General features: G+C 58.5%; 16 protein-coding genes. 14 read left to right on the forward strand and 2 right to left on the reverse strand.

Going from position 1 to position 18,016, the window contains the following annotated elements:
• From ACE3NW_RS05240 to ACE3NW_RS05300, 13 genes are all read left to right on the forward strand, one after another.
• The coding region (locus ACE3NW_RS05240) for a P-II family nitrogen regulator (RefSeq protein WP_374281105.1) at nt 1-304 on the forward strand (304 nt) is incomplete at its 5' end.
• A 12-nt stretch (nt 305-316) separates the two neighbouring features.
• Nucleotides 317-1,906 (forward strand): nitrogenase molybdenum-iron protein alpha chain, encoded by a 1,590-nt coding sequence (gene nifD / locus ACE3NW_RS05245; RefSeq protein WP_374281107.1) that lies wholly within the window; start codon nt 317-319, stop codon nt 1,904-1,906.
• Nucleotide 1,907: 1 nt separating this feature from the next.
• Nucleotides 1,908-3,272 carry a nitrogenase component 1 gene (locus ACE3NW_RS05250; protein ID WP_374281109.1) on the forward strand — a complete coding sequence of 455 codons (1,365 nt, stop codon included), beginning with the start codon at nt 1,908-1,910 and terminating at the stop codon, nt 3,270-3,272.
• 64 nt (nt 3,273-3,336) lie between these two features.
• Nucleotides 3,337-4,764: a nitrogenase iron-molybdenum cofactor biosynthesis protein NifE gene (gene nifE / locus ACE3NW_RS05255; protein ID WP_374281111.1), complete on the forward strand. Its 1,428-nt coding sequence runs from the start codon at nt 3,337-3,339 to the stop codon at nt 4,762-4,764.
• 74 nt (nt 4,765-4,838) lie between these two features.
• Nucleotides 4,839-7,556, forward strand: a complete 2,718-nt coding sequence (nifB, locus tag ACE3NW_RS05260) for a nitrogenase cofactor biosynthesis protein NifB (RefSeq protein WP_374281114.1) — start codon at nt 4,839-4,841, stop codon at nt 7,554-7,556.
• An 81-nt stretch (nt 7,557-7,637) separates the two neighbouring features.
• Nucleotides 7,638-8,582 (forward strand): hypothetical protein, encoded by a 945-nt coding sequence (locus ACE3NW_RS05265; RefSeq protein WP_374281116.1) that lies wholly within the window; start codon nt 7,638-7,640, stop codon nt 8,580-8,582.
• The gene (locus ACE3NW_RS05270; RefSeq protein WP_374281118.1) at nt 8,575-9,438 is read left to right on the forward strand and encodes a hypothetical protein; all 864 of its coding nucleotides are present in this window, start codon (nt 8,575-8,577) and stop codon (nt 9,436-9,438) included. The genes ACE3NW_RS05265 and ACE3NW_RS05270 overlap by 8 nt, the downstream gene beginning before the upstream one ends.
• A gap of 143 nt (nt 9,439-9,581) precedes the next feature.
• Nucleotides 9,582-10,232, forward strand: coding sequence for a Fe-only nitrogenase accessory AnfO family protein (locus ACE3NW_RS05275; RefSeq protein ID WP_374281120.1), 651 nt, complete (start codon nt 9,582-9,584; stop codon nt 10,230-10,232).
• Between the two features lie 8 nt (nt 10,233-10,240).
• Complete coding sequence (locus ACE3NW_RS05280) at nt 10,241-11,182, forward strand: hypothetical protein (RefSeq protein WP_374281122.1); 942 nt, start codon at nt 10,241-10,243, stop codon at nt 11,180-11,182.
• Nucleotides 11,183-11,340: 158 nt separating this feature from the next.
• Complete coding sequence (locus ACE3NW_RS05285) at nt 11,341-13,359, forward strand: cation:proton antiporter (protein ID WP_374281124.1); 2,019 nt, start codon at nt 11,341-11,343, stop codon at nt 13,357-13,359.
• Between the two features lie 188 nt (nt 13,360-13,547).
• Complete coding sequence (locus tag ACE3NW_RS05290) at nt 13,548-13,988, forward strand: CoA-binding protein (protein ID WP_374281126.1); 441 nt, start codon at nt 13,548-13,550, stop codon at nt 13,986-13,988.
• A 3-nt stretch (nt 13,989-13,991) separates the two neighbouring features.
• Nucleotides 13,992-14,444 (forward strand): YkgJ family cysteine cluster protein, encoded by a 453-nt coding sequence (locus ACE3NW_RS05295; protein ID WP_374281128.1) that lies wholly within the window; start codon nt 13,992-13,994, stop codon nt 14,442-14,444.
• 3 nt (nt 14,445-14,447) lie between these two features.
• On the forward strand, nt 14,448-15,536 hold the full coding sequence (locus tag ACE3NW_RS05300; RefSeq protein WP_374281130.1) for a J domain-containing protein: 1,089 nt from the start codon (nt 14,448-14,450) through the stop codon (nt 15,534-15,536).
• 171 nt (nt 15,537-15,707) lie between these two features.
• Here the strand turns inward: ACE3NW_RS05300 and panD are convergent, their stop codons facing one another.
• Both panD and ACE3NW_RS05310 read right to left on the reverse strand, forming a co-directional pair.
• Complete coding sequence (gene panD / locus ACE3NW_RS05305; RefSeq protein ID WP_374281132.1) at nt 15,708-16,121, reverse strand: aspartate 1-decarboxylase; 414 nt, start codon at nt 16,119-16,121, stop codon at nt 15,708-15,710.
• A 247-nt stretch (nt 16,122-16,368) separates the two neighbouring features.
• On the reverse strand, nt 16,369-16,791 hold the full coding sequence (locus ACE3NW_RS05310; protein WP_291331905.1) for a hypothetical protein: 423 nt from the start codon (nt 16,789-16,791) through the stop codon (nt 16,369-16,371).
• 270 nt (nt 16,792-17,061) lie between these two features.
• On the opposite strand from ACE3NW_RS05310, the gene ACE3NW_RS05315 reads away from it, so the two are divergent.
• A complete protein-coding gene (locus tag ACE3NW_RS05315; protein ID WP_374281134.1) occupies nt 17,062-17,982 on the forward strand; it encodes a DMT family transporter in 921 nt (306 codons plus the stop codon).
• The last annotated feature ends 34 nt before the right edge of the window (nt 17,983-18,016 follow it).

An 18,016-nucleotide genomic window follows, 5' to 3' on the forward strand; every position in this document is an offset into this window, starting at 1 on the left:
CCCCTCATTCTCATGCACCAAGTGCCTGGGGCGCGGCAAAAAAGGCATGGATCCCGCCACCCTGCGTATGGTTATGGAAAGCGGCGAGCTGCCGCGCACTCCGGCGGGCGAATCCCTGACCGAAGTGGGCAGGCTGATACCCAAGCGGTTGTTCAATATCTGCGTTCCCGATGAAAAGGTCGAAGCTGTGGTTAAGGCCATCATAGAGGCCAACAGCACCGGCCACCCCGGCGATGGAAAGATCTTTGTGATGCCGGTGGAAGAATCCTATGTGGTTCGCACGGGCGAGCGCGCTGACGCATAAGGAAGGTATTGTATGAGTATTGACGCCAACGCAGTAGTGCTTGAGCGCTACAACGCCAAGGTCTTCAAGAACCGCAAGGAGCACATGCTCAAGGTCAATCCTGCGGAAGACCAGATTATTATCGCCAACACGCGTGCCATTCCCGGCATCATGACCAACCGGGGCTGCTGTTACGCTGGCTGCAAGGGCGTTGTGCTCGGTCCCATCAAGGACATGGTTACGATCACCCACGGCCCTGTTGGCTGCGGCTTTTACAGCTGGGGCACGCGCCGCAACAAGGCCAAGGCCGAAGGTGATGCCCCCAACTACATCCAGTACTGCTTTACCACAGACATGCAGGAGCCCGATATCGTCTTTGGCGGCACAAAAAAGCTCAAGAAGGCCATCGACGAAATCATGGAGCTCATGCATCCCAAGACCATCATGATCGCCGCCACCTGCCCTGTGGGCCTGATTGGTGACGACATCCAGGCCGTGGCCGCAGAAGCTGAAAAGGAATACGGCATCCGCTGCGTGGCATACAGCTGCGAAGGTTACAAGGGTGTAAGCCAGTCGGCTGGTCACCACATTGCCAACAACGGCCTTATGAAGCGCGTTATTGGCACGGGCGATTACGAACCCGCCACCAAGTATTCGATCAACATTCTTGGCGAATACAACATCGGCGGCGACGGCTGGGAACAGGAACGCATTCTCAAAAAGATCGGCTACGAAGTGGTTTCGGTTTTCACCGGCGACGGAGAAGTGGAACGCATAGCGAGCTCGCACAAGGCCAATCTCAACCTCGTGCAGTGCCACCGCTCCATCAACTACATCGCTGAAATGATGAAGACCAAGTACGGCGTGGACTGGCTGAAGGTCAACTTTATCGGCCTTGAAGGAACAGTTCAGAGCCTGCGCGACATGGCAGCCTACTTTGGCGACCCCGAGCTTGCGCAGCGCACCGAACAGGTTATCGCCGAAGAACTGGCCGAGGTGCAGGATCAGATGGCGGCCTACAAGGCCCGCCTCAACGGTAAAACCGCAGCCCTCTTTGTGGGCGGCAGCCGCTCGCACCACTACCAGGGCCTGCTGCAAGACCTGGGCATCAAGACTGTGCTGGCCGGTTACGAATTTGGCCACCGCGACGACTATGAAGGCCGGGATATCATTCCCAACATCAAGGACGACGCGGACAGCAAGAACATTGAACACATCACCGTGGAAAAGGACGAAAAGAAGTATCACGCCTACCTTACCCAGGAACAGTACGACAAGCTGGCCGCAGAGATTCCGCTTGAAAAGTACGATGGCATGATACGCGACATGGACGAGGGAACCTACGTGGTTGACGACCTCAACATGTACGAAGCTGAAAAATTTATGGAAATCCTCAAGCCCGACATGTTTTTCTCTGGCATCAAGGACAAGTACGCGTTGCAGAAGGCCGGAACCCTCTCCCGGCAGCTGCACAGCTACGATTACAGCGGGCCTTACGCGGGTTTCAAGGGTGCAACGCAGTTCGGTTACGACCTCTGCATGGGTTATTTTACCCCCGCGTGGCACATGGTAACCCCGCCCTGGAAGAACCGCGCCACCCTGCAAGGAACTGTGGGAGAATAGTATGCTTGACCTCACCCCAAAGACACATGTGAACAGATCGGGCGTTCTTATCAACCCGTGCAAGACCTGTCAGCCTGTGGGCGCCCTGTTTGCCGCCCTGGGTGTGCGCAACTGCATGCCTTACAGCCACGGATCGCAGGGTTGTGCTTCTTACCACCGCACCTACCTTACGCGCCACTTCAAGGAACCGGCCATCGGTGTCACCAGTTCCTTTACCGAAGGCGCATGCGTGTTCGGCGGCGGCCCCAACATCCGCCAGGGCGTCAAGACGGCCTTTGAAGTCTACAACCCGGACATCATTGCCGTACACACAACCTGTCTTTCCGAAACCATCGGCGATGACCTCAAGACCTACATCGACGACATGGAAATTCCGGACGACAAGATCGTAGTTCACTGCAACACGCCGAGCTACGTGGGCTCGCACGTGACGGGTTTTGCCAACATGATGGCCGGTTTCATCAGCTACCTTGCCGCCAAGGGCAAGGCCACAGAAACCGTGGCGGTGTTCCCCGGCTTTGTGAACCCCGGCGACATCCGCGAGTACAAGCATCTTGTGAACCTGATGAAGCTCAAGTCCATCATGTTCCCCGATTGCAGCAATGTCATGGATGCCCCCATGACCGGCGAATACAAGATGTACCCCGATGGCGGCACAACCATTGATGAAATCCGCGCACTCGGTACATGCCGCAAGGTTCTGGCGCTTGGCCGCCTTACCAGCGCAGAACCCGCCGCCCAGCTCAAGCGCAAGTGCGGTGTGGAATCTGACCTGTTGCCCCTGCCCATTGGCCTGGCCGATACCGATGCCTTTATCATGGCCATGGCAAACCTTAACGGCGGCGATGTTGACCCGCTTATCGACGAAGAACGTGGCCGTCTGCTCGACCTCATGCTCGATGCAAACCCGTACTTCTACGGCAAAAAAGTTGCCGTGTACGGCGACCCCGACACAGTGCTTGGCTTGACCCGCTTCTGCCTCGAACTGGGCATGATTCCCAAGTATGTGCTCACGGGTACGCCCGGCGAAACCTTCGTCAAGCTGGCCAAGGCCATGTTCAAGGAATACGGCAAGGAAGAAGAATGCAAGGCCTTTGCGGCCAAGGATCTCTTTGACCTGCACCAGTTCATCAAGGAAGAGCCCGTTGATCTGCTGCTCGGCAACTCGCACGGCAAGCAGATCGCCAAGGCCGAAAACATTCCGCTGGTGCGCGCTGGCTTCCCGATTCTTGACCGCTACGGACACGGCTCGCTGCCCATAGTTGGCTACCGTGGTGCATTCCAGCTGGCCACCAAGATCGCTGACACGCTGATGGAAGAGTTTGACCGCAACTGCGCCGACGAAGACATGGATCTGATCATGTAAGACGGCTCAAAGCCGCGACAGGGGCCGGGGGGAACACTCCCCCCGCCCTTCCAAGGGGGTTCCCATGGCTATGGAAATACTTGAAGAACGCCGTACGTCCATCAAGGAAAAGGGAAACAAGGGCGGGGGCTGCTGTAGCGGCGACGGCCTGCGTTGCGATACGGCCAGCGTGGCCGGTTCCGTGAGCCAGCGGGCCTGCGTGTACTGCGGTGCGCGCGTGGTGTTAAACCCCATTACCGATGCCTTTCATATCGTTCACGGGCCCATCGGCTGCGCCAGCTACACCTGGGACATCCGTGGCAGCCTCACCAGCGGCTCAGAAATGTTCCGCAACAGTTTTTCCACCGATTTGCAGGAAAAAGACATTGTCTTTGGCGGTGCAGAAAAGCTCACCCGCGCCATTGACGAGGCCGTGGCAAACTATTCGCCCAAGCTCATCTTTGTGTACGCCACCTGCATTGTGGGCGTGATCGGCGACGATGTGGAAGCCGTGTGCCGCAATGCCGAAAAGAAGCATGGCATCCGCGTTATCGCGGTCAAGGCTCCCGGTTTTTCCGGCACCAAGTCCACGGGCTACCGCATGGCCTGCAACGCCCTTGTGCAGCTTATGGAGCCGCACAAGGATCAGGCCAAGATCAAGGGCGTCAACATTCTGGGCGACTACAACCTTGCGGGCGAAATGTGGATTATCCGCAACTATCTGCGCGAAATGGGCATTCCCATTGTTGCCACCCTTACGGGCGACGCCGCCTACGAAACGCTCATCAAGGCCCCGGCAGCCCAGCTCAACATTGTGCAGTGCGCTGGTTCCATGATGTATCTGGCCCACCGCATGGAAGACGAAATGGGCGTTCCGTGGATGCGCGCCAGCTTCTTTGGGGTGGAGGACACCTCCACAGCCCTGCGCCAGGTGGCCGAACGCCTCAACGACGACTACGCCAAACGCAAGGCCGAGGCCCTTATTGCCGAGCGCGGCGCAAGAGCCAACGCGTTTCTTGAACAGTACAAGCCGCACTTTGTGGGCAAAAAGGCCGCCATCTTTGTGGGCGGCGGTTTCAAGGCCATATCGCTCATCCGTCAGTTTAACGAAATGGGCATAGAAACCGTGGTGGTGGGAACCCAGACCGGCAAGCCCGAAGATTATGAAATCATTTCAAGCCTCGTGAATCCCGGCACGGTCATTCTTGACGATGCCAACCCCGCAGAGCTTGAAACCTTCATGAAGCAGAAAGGCGCGGATATTCTGGTGGGCGGCGTCAAGGAACGCCCCCTGGCCTACAAGCTGGGCATTGCCTTTTGCGACCACAACCACGAGCGCAAGCACGCCCTGGGCGGTTTTGAAGGCGTGGAAAACTTCACCCGCGAGGTGAACCTTTCGATCAACAGCCCCGTATGGCAGTTTACGCGCAGCAACGCCTCATTTGCCGAGGCAACGCAGGCGCAGGCCAACCTGGTGCGCCAAGCACTGGCCGCAAGAGCAGCACATTTCTAGCACAGCGTAATCGGCTTGCACACAGTTTGCCCGCCGCTGCGGCCACAGGCCGCCTGGAACATAAGGAGAAGACAATGAGCGCCAATCTTGTCAACCTGAATACAAATCCCTGCAAGATGTGCATGCCCATGGGTTCAGTAAGCGCCTTTTACGGCATCAGCAAGAGCATGAGCATTCTGCACGGTTCGCAGGGATGCAGCACCTATATTCGGCGGCACATGGCAACCCACTACAATGAGCCGGTAGATATCGCCTCGTCTTCGCTTACGGAAGAAGGCACGGTATTCGGCGGAACAAAAAATCTGCTCAAGGGCTTGGAAAACCTCATCAAGCTGTACAACCCTGAGGTGATCGCCGTTTCCACCACCTGCCTTGCCGAAACAATCGGCGAGGATGTGCCCGCCATCATCAAGCAGTTCAAGGACGAACACCCGGAAGTGACGGCCACCATCATTCCCGTTTCTTCGCCCGGCTACGGCGGCTCGCAGTACGAAGGATTTTTCCGTGCGCTGCACGCCATTGTGCGCCACGTGCCCATGGATTCCGCGCCCAACAATGTGGTCAACATCATCACCGGCCACCTCTCGGCGGCGGATACCAGAGCGCTCAAGGCGCTGCTGGACGGCTGCGGCCTTGAATATGTGCTGCTGCCCGATCTTTCGCAAAACCTTGATGGCGGGCACGAAGACAACTACAATCGTTTGCCCCAGTACGGCACAACGCTGGCCCGCATCGGCCTTATGGCTGGCGCGCGCATGACACTTGAACTCGCGCCCTTCTGCCCCGAAGAATATTCGCCCGGTGCGTATCTGCGCGATACCTATGGCGTGCCCCTGTTGCGCATGAATCTGCCCGTGGGCCTGCGCGATACCGATGCCTTTGTGGCCACGCTTGAGGCCCTTGGCGGGCAGATACCCGCCACCGTGCGCGAAGAACGCGCCCGCTACCTCGATGCCATGATCGACGCGCACAAGTACAATGCCCAGTGCCGCGTTGCCGTCTACGGCGAACCCGACATGGTGTTGGCCCTTGTGCGCGCCTCGTGCGAAAACGGGGCAGTACCCGTTGTGGCCGCCACCGGCAGCCGCTGTGCCAGTTTTGAAAAAACCCTTGCGCCCGATATGGCCCAGGCTACGGAAACACAGTTCAGCGGCGATTTTGACATTCTGAATTTTGCCGACTTTGCCGCCATTGAAAACGCCCTGCTTGCGCGCAAGGCCAACCTCATGCTTGGCAATTCAGACGGTCGCCGCATTGAAGAACGCCACCATGTTCCGCTGCTGCGTTACGGCTTTCCCATCCACGACAGAGTTGGCGGCCAGCGCACGCGCCTGCTGTTCTATGACGGCTCGCTCAGCCTTATGGAAGCAACGGCCAATGCCATGTTGCAGTTTACCGAAGGCAGCTTCCGCGAGGAGCTTCTCAACAAATACTTCAAGGATGATGCCGCCATGGAAGCCAAAGCCTCCCGCATAGAAGTTGTCGCCCCGGCCAGCGAACCGCTTGTGCCTGTAACGGCCTCCACCGCCGCGCTTGCCGAACTGGCCGCTGGCAGCCCCGCCGCTGTCAATGCAGAGCGCACCAAGTCCCATCCCTGTTTCTCCTGTGGGGCCTGTGCCACCTCGGCCCGGTTGCATCTGCCCATTGCGCCCAAGTGCAACCTGAGCTGCAACTACTGCCTGCGCAAGTACGACTGCGTCAACGAAAGCCGCCCCGGTGTCACCACAGCCGTGCTCACGCCCGCCCAGGCTTTTGACCACTTTATGAAAGTTAAGCACGACATGCCCAATCTTACGGTTGTGGGCATTGCCGGCCCAGGCGACACGCTGGCCAATCCGGAGGAAACATTCCGCACGCTCGAAATGATCCGCAAGGAAGATCCCAACATCACCTTCTGCATGTCCACCAACGGCCTTGCCCTGCCGGAGCATGTGGAAGACATGAAGCGCGTGGGCGTAAGCCACGCCACCGTGACCATCAATGCCGTTGATCCCGCCATTGGTGCGCAGATCTACAAGTTTGCCATGTACAGGGGCAAGAAATACACGGGCGAAACCGCAGCCGCCCTGCTGCTTGCCAACCAGATGGCGGGCCTGCGCGCCCTCACCCAGGCGGGCATAGTGTGCAAGGTCAATACGGTGCTGCTCAAGGGCATCAACGACGGGCACATTCCGCAGGTGGTGGAAACAGCGCGCGAGCTTGGCGCGGTGATGACCAACATCATGCAGCTTATCCCGGTCAAGGGCAGCGTATTTGAAAACATGCCCCTGGTGAGCAACAAGGAGCTTATGGACATGCGCCGCAGCTGCGAGCCCACGCTCAAGCAGATGTACCACTGCAAGCAGTGCCGCGCCGATGCCGTGGGCCTGCTGGGCGACGACAAGTCCATTGATTACCGCCCTGCTGCCGCCAAGGCCCCCGCAGCGGAAGAAGCCAAGCCCCCTGTGGCCCGCAAGATACGCATTGCCGTGGCCTCCAAGACCGGCATGACCGTTGACCAGCACTTTGGCCAGGCAGAACAGTTCTATATCTACGAGAGCGACGGCGCTGCCGCCAGCTATGTAGAAACGCGCAGTGTTTCCAAATACTGCAACGGCATGGACGACTGCGGCGAAAAGGCCGGACGCATGGCGGGCATTCTGGCCGCTGTGGACGACTGCAAGGGCGTGCTTGCCCTGCGCATAGGCGAAAGCCCGCTCAAGAAGCTTGAGACCAAGGGAATACGCGTGTTTACCCTGTATGAAAATGTGGACAAGGCCGTGAATGACGCCGCCAAGGCGCTCTGCGGATAATTCCGGCCCATTCCACCGGCCTGACCGGAGGCAAACCGGTCAGGCCGGGGTACACGCCATTTTTGCCAAGAGGTTATCTCCATGCCTCAACTGGTGGACAGAACGCTCTGCCTGCTCTACCGGGTGCTGCCAGCCACGCACTCGCAAGAGCAAAGGCAGACCGCAGACGCTTTTGCGCTCTGGGCCGGGGAATGGATCGACCTCATGCACCACATGGGATTTGTGGTCGAAATTCCCCCAGACCTGCAATTTGCAGCAGCCAGCGCCAAGGCCCGCCGCACGGGCAAACGTTCGGCCCCTTACGGGCCGTGGTCGCGCCTGAGCGGCTGCTGTGACGCGCTTTATACCTTTGAAACCGAGCTCTGGCCCAGCTTTGCCGCCATAAAGGACACCGTGGAATTCAGCCCCGGCGACCACGCAGGCTGCGCCACGGCCCTGGCCGTATTGTGGCTGCTCAAGGGCGGCCCCCGTGTGGCGGGCTGCATTGGCGGCTCTGCCCTGCACGGCCCCGATGCCGGGCCCGCGCTGGAAGAAGTGGCCTTAAGCCTGTACGCCCAGGGGGTTGATACCGGCCTCGCCAACCTGGACAAAATGCCGCAAGTCACGGCCCTGCTTGCAGAGGCCGGTTTTGACATATCCCACCACAAGGCAGTGCTGGGCGCAGATATCTTTGCTGTGGAATCCGGCATCCATGTGGATGGTATTGTCAAAAAGCCTTTTCTTTACGAGCCTTACCCGCCAGCTACCGTGGGGCTTGAGCGCCAGATTGTGGTGGGTAAACACTCGGGGCGCGTTTCGCTGCGCATCAAGGCCCGCCAGCTTGGTTTGAACTTGCCGCGCGCGGCAGAAGAACATATGCTTGAAAGGGTTCAGCAGCTTGCCGAGCGGCAGCAGTGCAGCCTGACTGACGCCCAGTTTCTCGACCTGTGTCACACATGCCATCCCCCCGAATCCTTGTCTTCTGCCCGAACGGACTGTTGCGGTCTTTCGGGTGCAACGGTTTCTGCGGAGGTGGACCATGCCTGAGATCATTATTGTAGACACAACCCTGCGCGACGGCGAGCAGGCTCCCGGCTTTGCCTTTGCTCCTGCCCTTAAAATACGTCTGGCGTCCATGATGGACGAGGCTGGCGTAGACCAGATTGAAGCGGGCGTTCCCGCCATGGGCGAAAACGAAAAAGCCACCATCCGCTCCATCCGGGAGGCCTGCGCCAACGCCCGCGTATCCACCTGGAACCGCCTGCGCGAAAGCGACGTGCGCCACTCCTTTGACTGCTCTCCCCACATCATCCATCTGTGCTGCCCTGTTTCTGACCGCCAGATCAAGGACAAGCTCAAAACCACCCGCGCCGAGGTGCTTGCCTCGCTGGCAAAGTGCGCGGTGCTTGCCGCCAGCCGGGGTGCGGAAGTTACCGTGGGTTTTGAAGATGCCTCTCACGCCTCGCCAGACCAGCTGCGTGAAGCGGCAAAGGCGGCACGCCAGTGCGGCGTGGTGCGCGTGCGCCTCAGTGATACCGTGGGCTGCTACACGCCCGACAAGGTGTGGCGGGCCGTGCGCATGCTGCGCGAAACGGGCGTGGATGTGGAAATCCACGCGCACAACGACTTTGGCATGGCTGTGGCAAACTCGCTTATGGCCGTGAACGCCGGGGCACGCTACGTCAACACCACCCTTTGGGGCATTGGCGAAAGGGCGGGCAACTGCGGGCTGGCTACCTTTACAGCGGCAGCGGCGCGGCTTGGCAACACTTCGTGCGCGGTAGATTCCCGCAAGGCCCTTGAACTGGAACGCCTTGCTGCCACCCTGTTGCCGCAAAAATCCATGAACGGCTGGGGAAAACATCTGGGATACGGCTATGGCACGCGCCCGTTCGGGCTGTAGAGGCGCAATATTGTTCTGCCCTCTGCCACCGGCTAACACCATATAAGTACACTCCCTCAAACGGGCCTGTCTTTTTTGGCGGGGAACAAGATTCATCTTGTACCATGCGCCCGGACACCGCCCCCCGCTTTACGGAGATCGCCATGAAGTGTGACTGCATTGCAGTGCTGGAAAATACAGAAAATTCCATTACCACCATGGATAGCTGTACGCATCTTTCTGTCTGGCAGCGCGACTGGAGCACGGATAAAGCCTGGCGTGCCTGCGATGCTGTGCCCTTTTCGCTTGAGGGCTGTGATACCCTGCCCCAGATGCGCGAACGCCTGCGCCAGCTTGCCAATCTGCTGCCAGAGCAGGCAGCTATTGCTGGTGTCAGTATTTCTGGGCTCGCCTATAACGAACTGAGCCGTATGGGTTTTTGCCTGTGCGAACTGGACGCCTTTTCGCCCGACGTTCTCGATGCCCTTGCCAGCGAAATTCTGGCTTCGGCCCAGGGCGAAGTTCAGGTTTCCACCGCGCCCACGCCCACGGACACGCCCGGCGTATACACCATCAATCTCATGGAGGTGCAGGCCGCGCACCCGGATATCACATCAAAAAAAGCCCTGCGGCCCTTTTTGGCATCCACACCCTTTGTGGAGCTGGAACTCATTTGCGGGCACATGCCCCCCTGGCTTGAGGAGCACATACGCCAGCACCACCTGACCTGCGCCCGCACCCGGCAGGATGACGGAACCGTGCGCGCCCGCATTTCGCACGCACTCTGTGGCGAAACCGCGCCCAACGGACTTTAGGAGACATTATGAGTACCGCCCTGCAATTTGAAACCGTGCTGACCCCCTACGGCCCTGTAAGCGGAGCGCATGTGCTCACGCGCTGGCCAGACGGCGCCCCGCAGGATTGCCGCCTGCTGGAAGAAAACCGTGTTGCCACGCCGCAGGGCTTGCTGGTTCCGCTTTACGACCCGGAAGACGTGCGCCGCAGCAGCGGCAAAAGCTTTAGCCTGTACCCCAACGGCATGTGGCGCGCCCTTGAGCTGCAAAGCCAGACCACGGTGAGCACCCCCCTTGGCGACATGCCCGCCGAATGGCTGGCCTGGCACGAAAACGGTTCGATCAAGCGCATCTTGCTGCGCAAGGGCAAGCTTACCGGCTACTGGACAGAACAGGACGAGCGCAAGCTTGCCACAGAACACAGCCTTTCCCTGCACGGGCAGAACGTATGCGCCAAAATTCAGGGCTTGCGTTTCTATCCGTCTGGCGTGCTTGAAAGTGTCACCTTCTGGCCCGGCGAAACAATACGCCTCGTCACCCCCCTTGGCCCCATGCCGGTGCGCTACGGCTGCGCTTTTTACGAAAACGGCAGCCTGCGCAGCTGCGAACCTGCGCGCCCCGTGCATGTGCCCACACTGCTGGGCGAACTGGCGGCCTACGATTCCACGGCCTCGGCCATCTGCGGCGATATTAATTCACTGTGTTTTCATGAAAATGGCACGGTCGCTGGCCTGGTCACCGCCGCATGCACCCTGCGCTGGCAGGCAGACGGCCAACAAAAAAGTATTGCGCCGCGCATGGAAAAAGATCAGCTCACCATGCTGCGCACGGTGGTTGTGCCCCTGCGGCTGACATTCTTGCCCGACGGTGTGGTGCAGATGGACGACGGCCAGCAGGTGCTGCTGGTTCCGGCAGGCAAAATATCTGTTGGCCCCTTTGTGGCCCTGCCCGACATGCGCGCAGACAGCTGACAGGCACGCAGTTTAAACAAAAAAAATCATTGTACACAGTTACATGCAGACAGGGCAGGCCCGGAGCAAACATGCACCGGGCCTGCCCTGCACTGTGGCCCGCACACTACGCCTTGCGCTGCACTGGCCCGCAGTGCTAGATTGCCGCAGGAGGCTGCATGGAAGTTCCTTTGCTTTATGAAATAGTCATTATTTTTCTGCTTTCGATCTTTGTCACCATCGTCTGTAACAAGATCAAACTGCCCGCCACGGTGGGTTTTTTGCTCACAGGCGTTTTGTGTGGCCCATCTATGCTCGGTATTGTCAAAGACATGCGGGCCATTGACCACATTGCAGAGCTTGGCGTGGCCATGCTGCTGTTTACCATTGGCATGGAGCTTTCTGGCGAAGCCCTCAACCGGTTGAAAAGGCCGGTTTTTTTGGGCGGCAGCCTTCAGATAGGCCTTACGGTCATGGCTGTGGCGGGCATTGCCATGCTGCTGAGCCACGGCACGTTTCAGCAGGGTATTTTTTGGGGCTGCCTTGTGGCGCTCTCTTCCTCGGCCATTGTGCTGCGCATCTTGCAGGAGCGAGGAGCCACCAGCACGCCCACAGGCCGCCTTTCGCTGGCCATTCTGGTTTTTCAGGATATCATGGTTGCGCCCATGCTGCTGTGCGTGCCCCTGCTGGCAGGCACGCTTGAGCTTTCGCTTGAGGGCGCGGTGTTTTCCACCCTGCGCGTGGTGGCTGTGCTGGGCGCAGTGCTGCTGTTTGCCCGCTTTGGCCTCGACAGGCTCATGGAAGCCGTGGTGCGCACCCGCACCAGAGAAATTTTGCTGCTCTCCACCCTTGGCCTGTGCCTCGGCATGGCCATGCTCACCAACTATCTGGGGCTTTCCCTTTCGCTTGGGGCCTTTATGGCTGGCCTCATGCTGGCCCGCTCGCAGTACAGCATGAGCGTTATTTCGGGCATTCTGCCCTACCGCGACGTGTTCATGAGCCTGTTCTTCATTTCTGTGGGCATGCTGCTGAACCTGGAGTATTTTTCGCAACATGTCGTGAGCATTGTCGTCATAACGGCGCTGTTCATTGTCATCAAAACACTGCTCACCCTGCCTGCGGTGCTGGTGCAGGGCTACCCCCTGCGTGCGGCCATCATCACCTCGCTTTCGCTGGCCCAGGTAGGCGAATTTGCCTTTGTGCTGGCGGCATCCGGCCTGAGCGCCAAGCTTTTTGACATGAACGCCTACCAGACCTTTCTTGCTGTAAGCGTACTCACCATGATGCTGACGCCCTGCCTCATGGCCATTGCGCCCCGGCTTGCCGACATGGTTGCGGGTAAGCGCAACGAGCACAAGCTTGCCACCGCTGAAAACCACGAGGGCGCCTGCGCCATGGAAGACCACCTGATCATCGTGGGCTTTGGCATCAGCGGCAAACATCTGGCCCACGTGGCCCGCGAATCGGGGCTTTGCTACACCATTCTTGAAATGAACCCCGAAACAGTCACCCGCTACCGCCACAAGGAACCCATCTCGCACGGCGACGCCTCGCAGCCGGTTGTGCTTGAGCACCTGGGCGTCACCAAGGCACGCGTGATGGCCATTGTCATTTCAGACCCTTCCGCCGTGCGCGCCATTGTTATCGAGGCCCGCCGTTTCAACCCGCATCTGCACATCATTGCCCGCACCCGCTTTGTGAGCGAGGTTGCCCCCCTGCGTCAGCTTGGCGCAGATGAGGTGATCGCCGAGGAATTTGAAACCTCCATAGAGGTTTTCAGCCGCGTGCTCACGCGCTATCTGGTTCCCCGGCAGGATATAGATTCGTATGCGGCCCGCATCCGGCAAGAAAACTACCGCATGATCCGCCGCATGAGTGCTGCGGTGAACTCGCTCGATTCCATGGTCAGCCGTCTGCCCGACATGGGCGTGCAGGCCATGCGGCTTGCGGCGGCTTCGCCCCTGTGCGGCATAAGCCTGGCCCAAAGCCAGATGCGCCGCAAATACGGGGTGACGGTTATTGCCATCCTGCGCCATGGCGCAACCCAGGCATCGCCGGAACCCAACGACCTGTTTGAAGCCGACGACGTAGTGTATCTGTTTGGCAAAACAGACAAACTGCTGGCCATAGCGCCGCTTTTTTCCGGCCCCTTGCGTGAATCAGGCAAGGAGACGAGCCCCCCGCCCAAGGCCGCCTAGCTCAAGGGGGGGGCACCGGGCATCAGTTTCTAGCAAGAGGAACGGGGAAAAGATTTCGCCAAAGCAAGGCCGGGAACTTGCGCATTTTGCCATTGCCGTCTATTAGAAATGTTTACAGATATAACCACGGGAGCAACCCACTGGGCTGCCCGCTGACAAGCCGCCCCCCCTGGCGGCATGGATGTACTATGCTTGACGACAGACTGATGCGCGCCGTGCTGGGCGAATCACGCAGCATCGCCATTATCGGTGCCAAGGACAAACCCGGCCAGGCCGTAGACAGGGTTGGCCGCTATCTGCTTGAGCAGGGATACCGCGTTGTTCCTGTACACCCGGTGCGCAAGACCGTGTGGGGTTTGCCCGCATTTGCCACCATTGCAGAGCTGCCCGAACCCGTGGATATTATCAATCTGTTTCGCGCGCCAGAATACTGCCCCGGCCATGCGCAAGAAGTTCTGGACCTTGGCTGGAAGCCCAAGGTCTTCTGGATGCAGCTTGGCATCCGTTCGCCAGAAGCGCGCCAGGCCCTGGCAGAAACCGGCATAACCGTGGTTGAAGATTCCTGTATCATGGTGGAACACGCGCGTTTGCTGCGCCCTTCGCTCACTTCTCAAGGCCAAGGATTATAGCCCATGACCGCCGTTAACGGAGAATCAGTTTTCAACTGCCGCATGTGCGGCCACTGCTGCGAAGGCAGGGGCGGCATTGTTGTCAGCCCCACCGACCTGACAAGGCTGGCCGCCCACATGCAGCTGGCCCCCGAACTGGTGGCAGACCAGTACTGCGAACGCATTGGCGGCAAGCTTAAAATCCGCTGTGGCGAAGACGGTTACTGCGTATTTTTTCATCAGGGCAGCGGCTGTGGCGTGCATGAGGGCAAGCCCTCCATCTGCCGGGCGTGGCCTTTTTTTCGCGGCAATATCGAAGACGCTGCAAGCCTTGCCATGGCCAAGGAATTTTGCCCCGGCATCGAACCCGATGCCAAGCATGCGCAGTTTGCGCGTGAAGGAAGGGAATATCTGCAAGAAAATGGTCTTCTTGCTTCCGACCCTTCCTGCGAAGCAAACGCGCTTATCCTTAAATAAGCCATGAGACGCCGCCCCCGCCAAATCTCGCTCAAGGAATGTTACGACATTCTCAAGCTGAAAAAAAACGCCGACACGGCAGACCTAAAAAGGGCCTACCGGCGGCGGGCTTTTGAGCTGCACCCCGACCTCAACCCCGGCAATCCCGATGCCAGCAGCGAGTTTCAGCTGCTCAACGAGGCCTACGTGGCGCTTTCGGCCGTGCTTAAGCACGAGGATACCGTGCGCGCCTCAACCGAGAGCAGCAGGGCCGAGCAGGAAGAAGCCAGGGCGCGCGCGACACGGGCTGAAGCCGCCGAGGAACAAGAACGGCAAGCCTCTGCCCGGGCAGAAAAAGAAACCCGGCAAAACGCCGGTGCAGAATCTGAAAAATCAAGACAGCAGACAACCGCAGGCCCATCAGGCACACAGGGAGCGTCTGGCTCAGGCCCCGCTGGCCCCGCTGGCGCCTCTGCAACCGCTGGCAGCACCGGCACGGGACAAACCGCCGGAGCTTCAGCCTGGGCAAGCCAGGGCAGCAGGCAGGAACAGGAGCAGACCAAAGCAAAAGGGGCAAACGGGGCAAACGCCAGTCAGCAGAATACCCAGAGCGGCTATTCCGAGCACGATGTGCTGCGCGATCTGCTTACCGACCCCTTTGCCCGCCGCGTTTTCGAAGACATTTACAGTGAGCTGAATCGCCAGCACCAGGCAGAAACGCCCCCGCCCCGACAGGAAGAACCCGCGCCAGAGCAACCCAAGGCAAAGCCTGCCGCCGCTGAAAAACGCAACGTAAAACTGCACCAGAGCAACCTTGCCTGGGGTACGCCCAAGTGGAACAAAGACCACAGCAAGGGCGTTACCGGCATGGTCAAGGGCTGGCTGCGCCGACAGATTGATGAGGAACAGAGTCTCGTCCTGCCCTCGGCAAACCTTGCGCCGGGCAGGCGCATACGTCTGCAAATTCGGCAGGCGCTTTCTGGTGAGCTTAAAACGGTAGAGATAACCTTGCCCCCCGACTTTGCCGTGGGCAAACCCATTCGGCTGCGCGGTCTGGGCAAGCGTGTGGGCCCCTGGCAGGGCGACCTTTACCTCACCCTTACCAACGAATAGCCGCTTTGTTCTGCGCCCCTGGTTGCCGCCCAGCAATCGCAGGCAGTCATTTTCATCCCCCAGAAAATACAAAAGGAGGCCCCGACGGAGCCTCCTTTTTTCATTCAATATCTCGCTGCCTGCCAGCATTGCCCTGGTGCGCCAGGGCCACGCGCAAGCCATGGGCCGGGCTTATTCGCTTTCCACATGAAAGCCAAAATCCCCTTCTTCTTCGCCGTCCACAACATAGCGCAGGCGCTCCTGCACGCTGTTGTCATCGTTGAAGGTCAGCACCACGGGCTTGCGGCTGTACAGGTCTTGCGGGCCGTTCACGTATTCGAATGCGCTGATGATAACTTCGTCACCGCGCTGGCAGGCGCGTGCCGCCGCGCCGTTGAGTATGCAGCAGCGCGATCCCGGTTCACCATAAATCACATAGGTCGAAATGCGCTTACCGTTGCTTTTGTTCCAGATATAGACAAATTCCAGCGGGTAAATGCCAGCCTCACGGCATTGTTCGGGATCCAGGGTAACTGAACCGTGATAATTCAGTTCACACCCGGTAACACGTATGCAGTGCAGCTTGGCGCGCAGTATTTGCAGCATAAAGCTCTCTCTTGCGCGGTTGTCGCGCCGAAAAAAAAAGGTCGCCAAAGCGACCGGAAAATACGCCGAATCCAGATGTATCACAGCACTGGCTGTTCAGGAGACCTGTTTGGCGGCAGGCAAAAAACCCACACCAAACACAAACCCTGTGGCGTCCACCACCGGCCCTGGGGGCAGCAAATCCGGCGTGGTCGCAACACTCCGGGCTACCAAGGCGTTGTGAACCTAAATATATGACGAAATAAAATCAATAGGCCTTGATGTACTCATCCATATTTTCCGCAGAACAATTGCGGCTTACCCAAAAAGCAGATGCCCACACCATCAGTGCTGTAGCCTGCGTATCATCAAGGCTTTTGATCTTGGCTTCAAGGCTCGATTTGCTGGCTCCATGCCGCATATGCACGCCGTTAATATCGCACGCATCGGTAACACGCAGCAAAAGGTACGAAAGACGCGTGTGGTCGGGCATAAGCTTCATATCCTTGTGGGCTTCCACAATGGTTTTAAGCTCTGCCGCACTAAAGATGTGCTTGATACCCGTAATGGCCCGAAAAAACGTATCCACCGCCCAGGGGAGGATAAATTCCGCCCCGGCGCTTTTTGTGCGAAAATAGTCTTTGAGCCAGCGTTCCTGATCGTCGTTAATGCGTGCTGCAACCTGCGGCATGATGCCCCCGATGATGCGTGCGGCCTGGCACTGGTTAGCCAAACATCGTGTTACGCCATCTTTTCTTTTTGCGCTACACTACCTGACTGCGAATTTCAAGATAAAATCTAGACTTTTTTGCAGAAATATTATCTACGGTTATGAGGCACTGCATAAATGGCATGCCAGTAGTTCAGCCTTATTTGCCCTGCCAGCAAAGCGGGACATCCCCAGCGCTTGCAGAATACTGGCATTCCAAGTATCAATAGCACGCTACCATAAGGAGTTTACATGCCTCTAGCCAACCAGGCGGAGCAATCTTGCCAACACAATACCAGCATTTGCAAAAAAAATGAAATGCCGGGCGGGGCCATTCGCTCTGCCCTGCTACGCATGCACGCTGCAACCGTGCTGTTTGGTATTTCTGGCATTTTCGGCAAGCTGTGCCAATGCTCTGCCATTGACCTTGTGTGCGGCCGAGCCCTGATTGCCGTGGCGGCTCTGGGTTGCATTTGCCTTGTGCAGCACAACCCGCCGTGGAAAAACGTTACAACCCGCGACCTTGCAGGCCTGGCTGTCAGCGGTGTGCTGCTGACAGCGCACTTTGTAACATTTTTTATGGGCATAAAACTTGGCGGCGTGGCTGTGGGCACGCTTGGGTTTGCATGCTTTCCCGCTTTTACCGCAATTTTTGAAGCCATCGCCTACCGCGAGCGGCCAAGTTCGCGTGAATTGCAGTGCATCGCAATGGTCAGCATTGGGCTTGTATGCCTTACACCGTCATTTTCACTCACCAATACTGCAACGCACGGTCTTTTGTGGGGCATATGCTCTGCCGGTGTATACGGGCTTGTGGCCATAGCCAACAGGCATTTTGCCGGCGGCATGTCGGGCATGCACACCTGCTGGTGGCAAAATCTGGTTATCATTTTTTGCCTCTTGCCCTTTGCGGCCTTTGACCTTGTTGACCTTGCACCGCTCGACTGGTTGTGGATCGCCTGCCTTGGCCTTTTATGCACGGCCCTGGCCTACAGCCTGTATGTGAGCAGCCTCACTGTGCTTAAGGCCCGGCAGGCCGCCATTATCATCACCCTTGAGCCCGTTTACGCAATACTTGTTGCGTGGCTGCTGTTTGCCGACACCCCAGGCATGGGCGTTGTACTGGGCGGGGCGCTTATTCTTGGGGCCGTTGGCAGGTTGAGCGGCAGATAACCCCGTTGGCAGACTGCACTACAGAGATTTAAAA

Origin of the sequence: Desulfovibrio sp. (assembly GCF_041907885.1) — a bacterium.
In the GTDB taxonomy this organism is placed as follows: Bacteria; Desulfobacterota; Desulfovibrionia; order Desulfovibrionales; family Desulfovibrionaceae; genus Desulfovibrio.

Excerpts from the sequence above, each read along its gene's own strand:
- nifD (WP_374281107.1), top strand. The coding sequence starts at position 317 with ATGAGTATTGACGCCAACGCAGTAGTGCTTGAGCGCTACAACGCCAAG.
- ACE3NW_RS05250 (WP_374281109.1), top strand. The coding sequence starts at position 1,908 with ATGCTTGACCTCACCCCAAAGACACATGTGAACAGATCGGGCGTTCTT.
- nifE (WP_374281111.1), top strand. The coding sequence starts at position 3,337 with ATGGCTATGGAAATACTTGAAGAACGCCGTACGTCCATCAAGGAAAAG.
- nifB (WP_374281114.1), top strand. The coding sequence starts at position 4,839 with ATGAGCGCCAATCTTGTCAACCTGAATACAAATCCCTGCAAGATGTGC.
- ACE3NW_RS05265 (WP_374281116.1), top strand. The coding sequence starts at position 7,638 with ATGCCTCAACTGGTGGACAGAACGCTCTGCCTGCTCTACCGGGTGCTG.
- ACE3NW_RS05270 (WP_374281118.1), top strand. The coding sequence starts at position 8,575 with ATGCCTGAGATCATTATTGTAGACACAACCCTGCGCGACGGCGAGCAG.
- ACE3NW_RS05275 (WP_374281120.1), top strand. The coding sequence starts at position 9,582 with ATGAAGTGTGACTGCATTGCAGTGCTGGAAAATACAGAAAATTCCATT.
- ACE3NW_RS05280 (WP_374281122.1), top strand. The coding sequence starts at position 10,241 with ATGAGTACCGCCCTGCAATTTGAAACCGTGCTGACCCCCTACGGCCCT.
- ACE3NW_RS05285 (WP_374281124.1), top strand. The coding sequence starts at position 11,341 with ATGGAAGTTCCTTTGCTTTATGAAATAGTCATTATTTTTCTGCTTTCG.
- ACE3NW_RS05290 (WP_374281126.1), top strand. The coding sequence starts at position 13,548 with ATGCTTGACGACAGACTGATGCGCGCCGTGCTGGGCGAATCACGCAGC.
- ACE3NW_RS05295 (WP_374281128.1), top strand. The coding sequence starts at position 13,992 with ATGACCGCCGTTAACGGAGAATCAGTTTTCAACTGCCGCATGTGCGGC.
- ACE3NW_RS05300 (WP_374281130.1), top strand. The coding sequence starts at position 14,448 with ATGAGACGCCGCCCCCGCCAAATCTCGCTCAAGGAATGTTACGACATT.
- panD (WP_374281132.1), bottom strand. The coding sequence starts at position 16,121 with ATGCTGCAAATACTGCGCGCCAAGCTGCACTGCATACGTGTTACCGGG.
- ACE3NW_RS05310 (WP_291331905.1), bottom strand. The coding sequence starts at position 16,791 with ATGCCGCAGGTTGCAGCACGCATTAACGACGATCAGGAACGCTGGCTC.
- ACE3NW_RS05315 (WP_374281134.1), top strand. The coding sequence starts at position 17,062 with ATGCCTCTAGCCAACCAGGCGGAGCAATCTTGCCAACACAATACCAGC.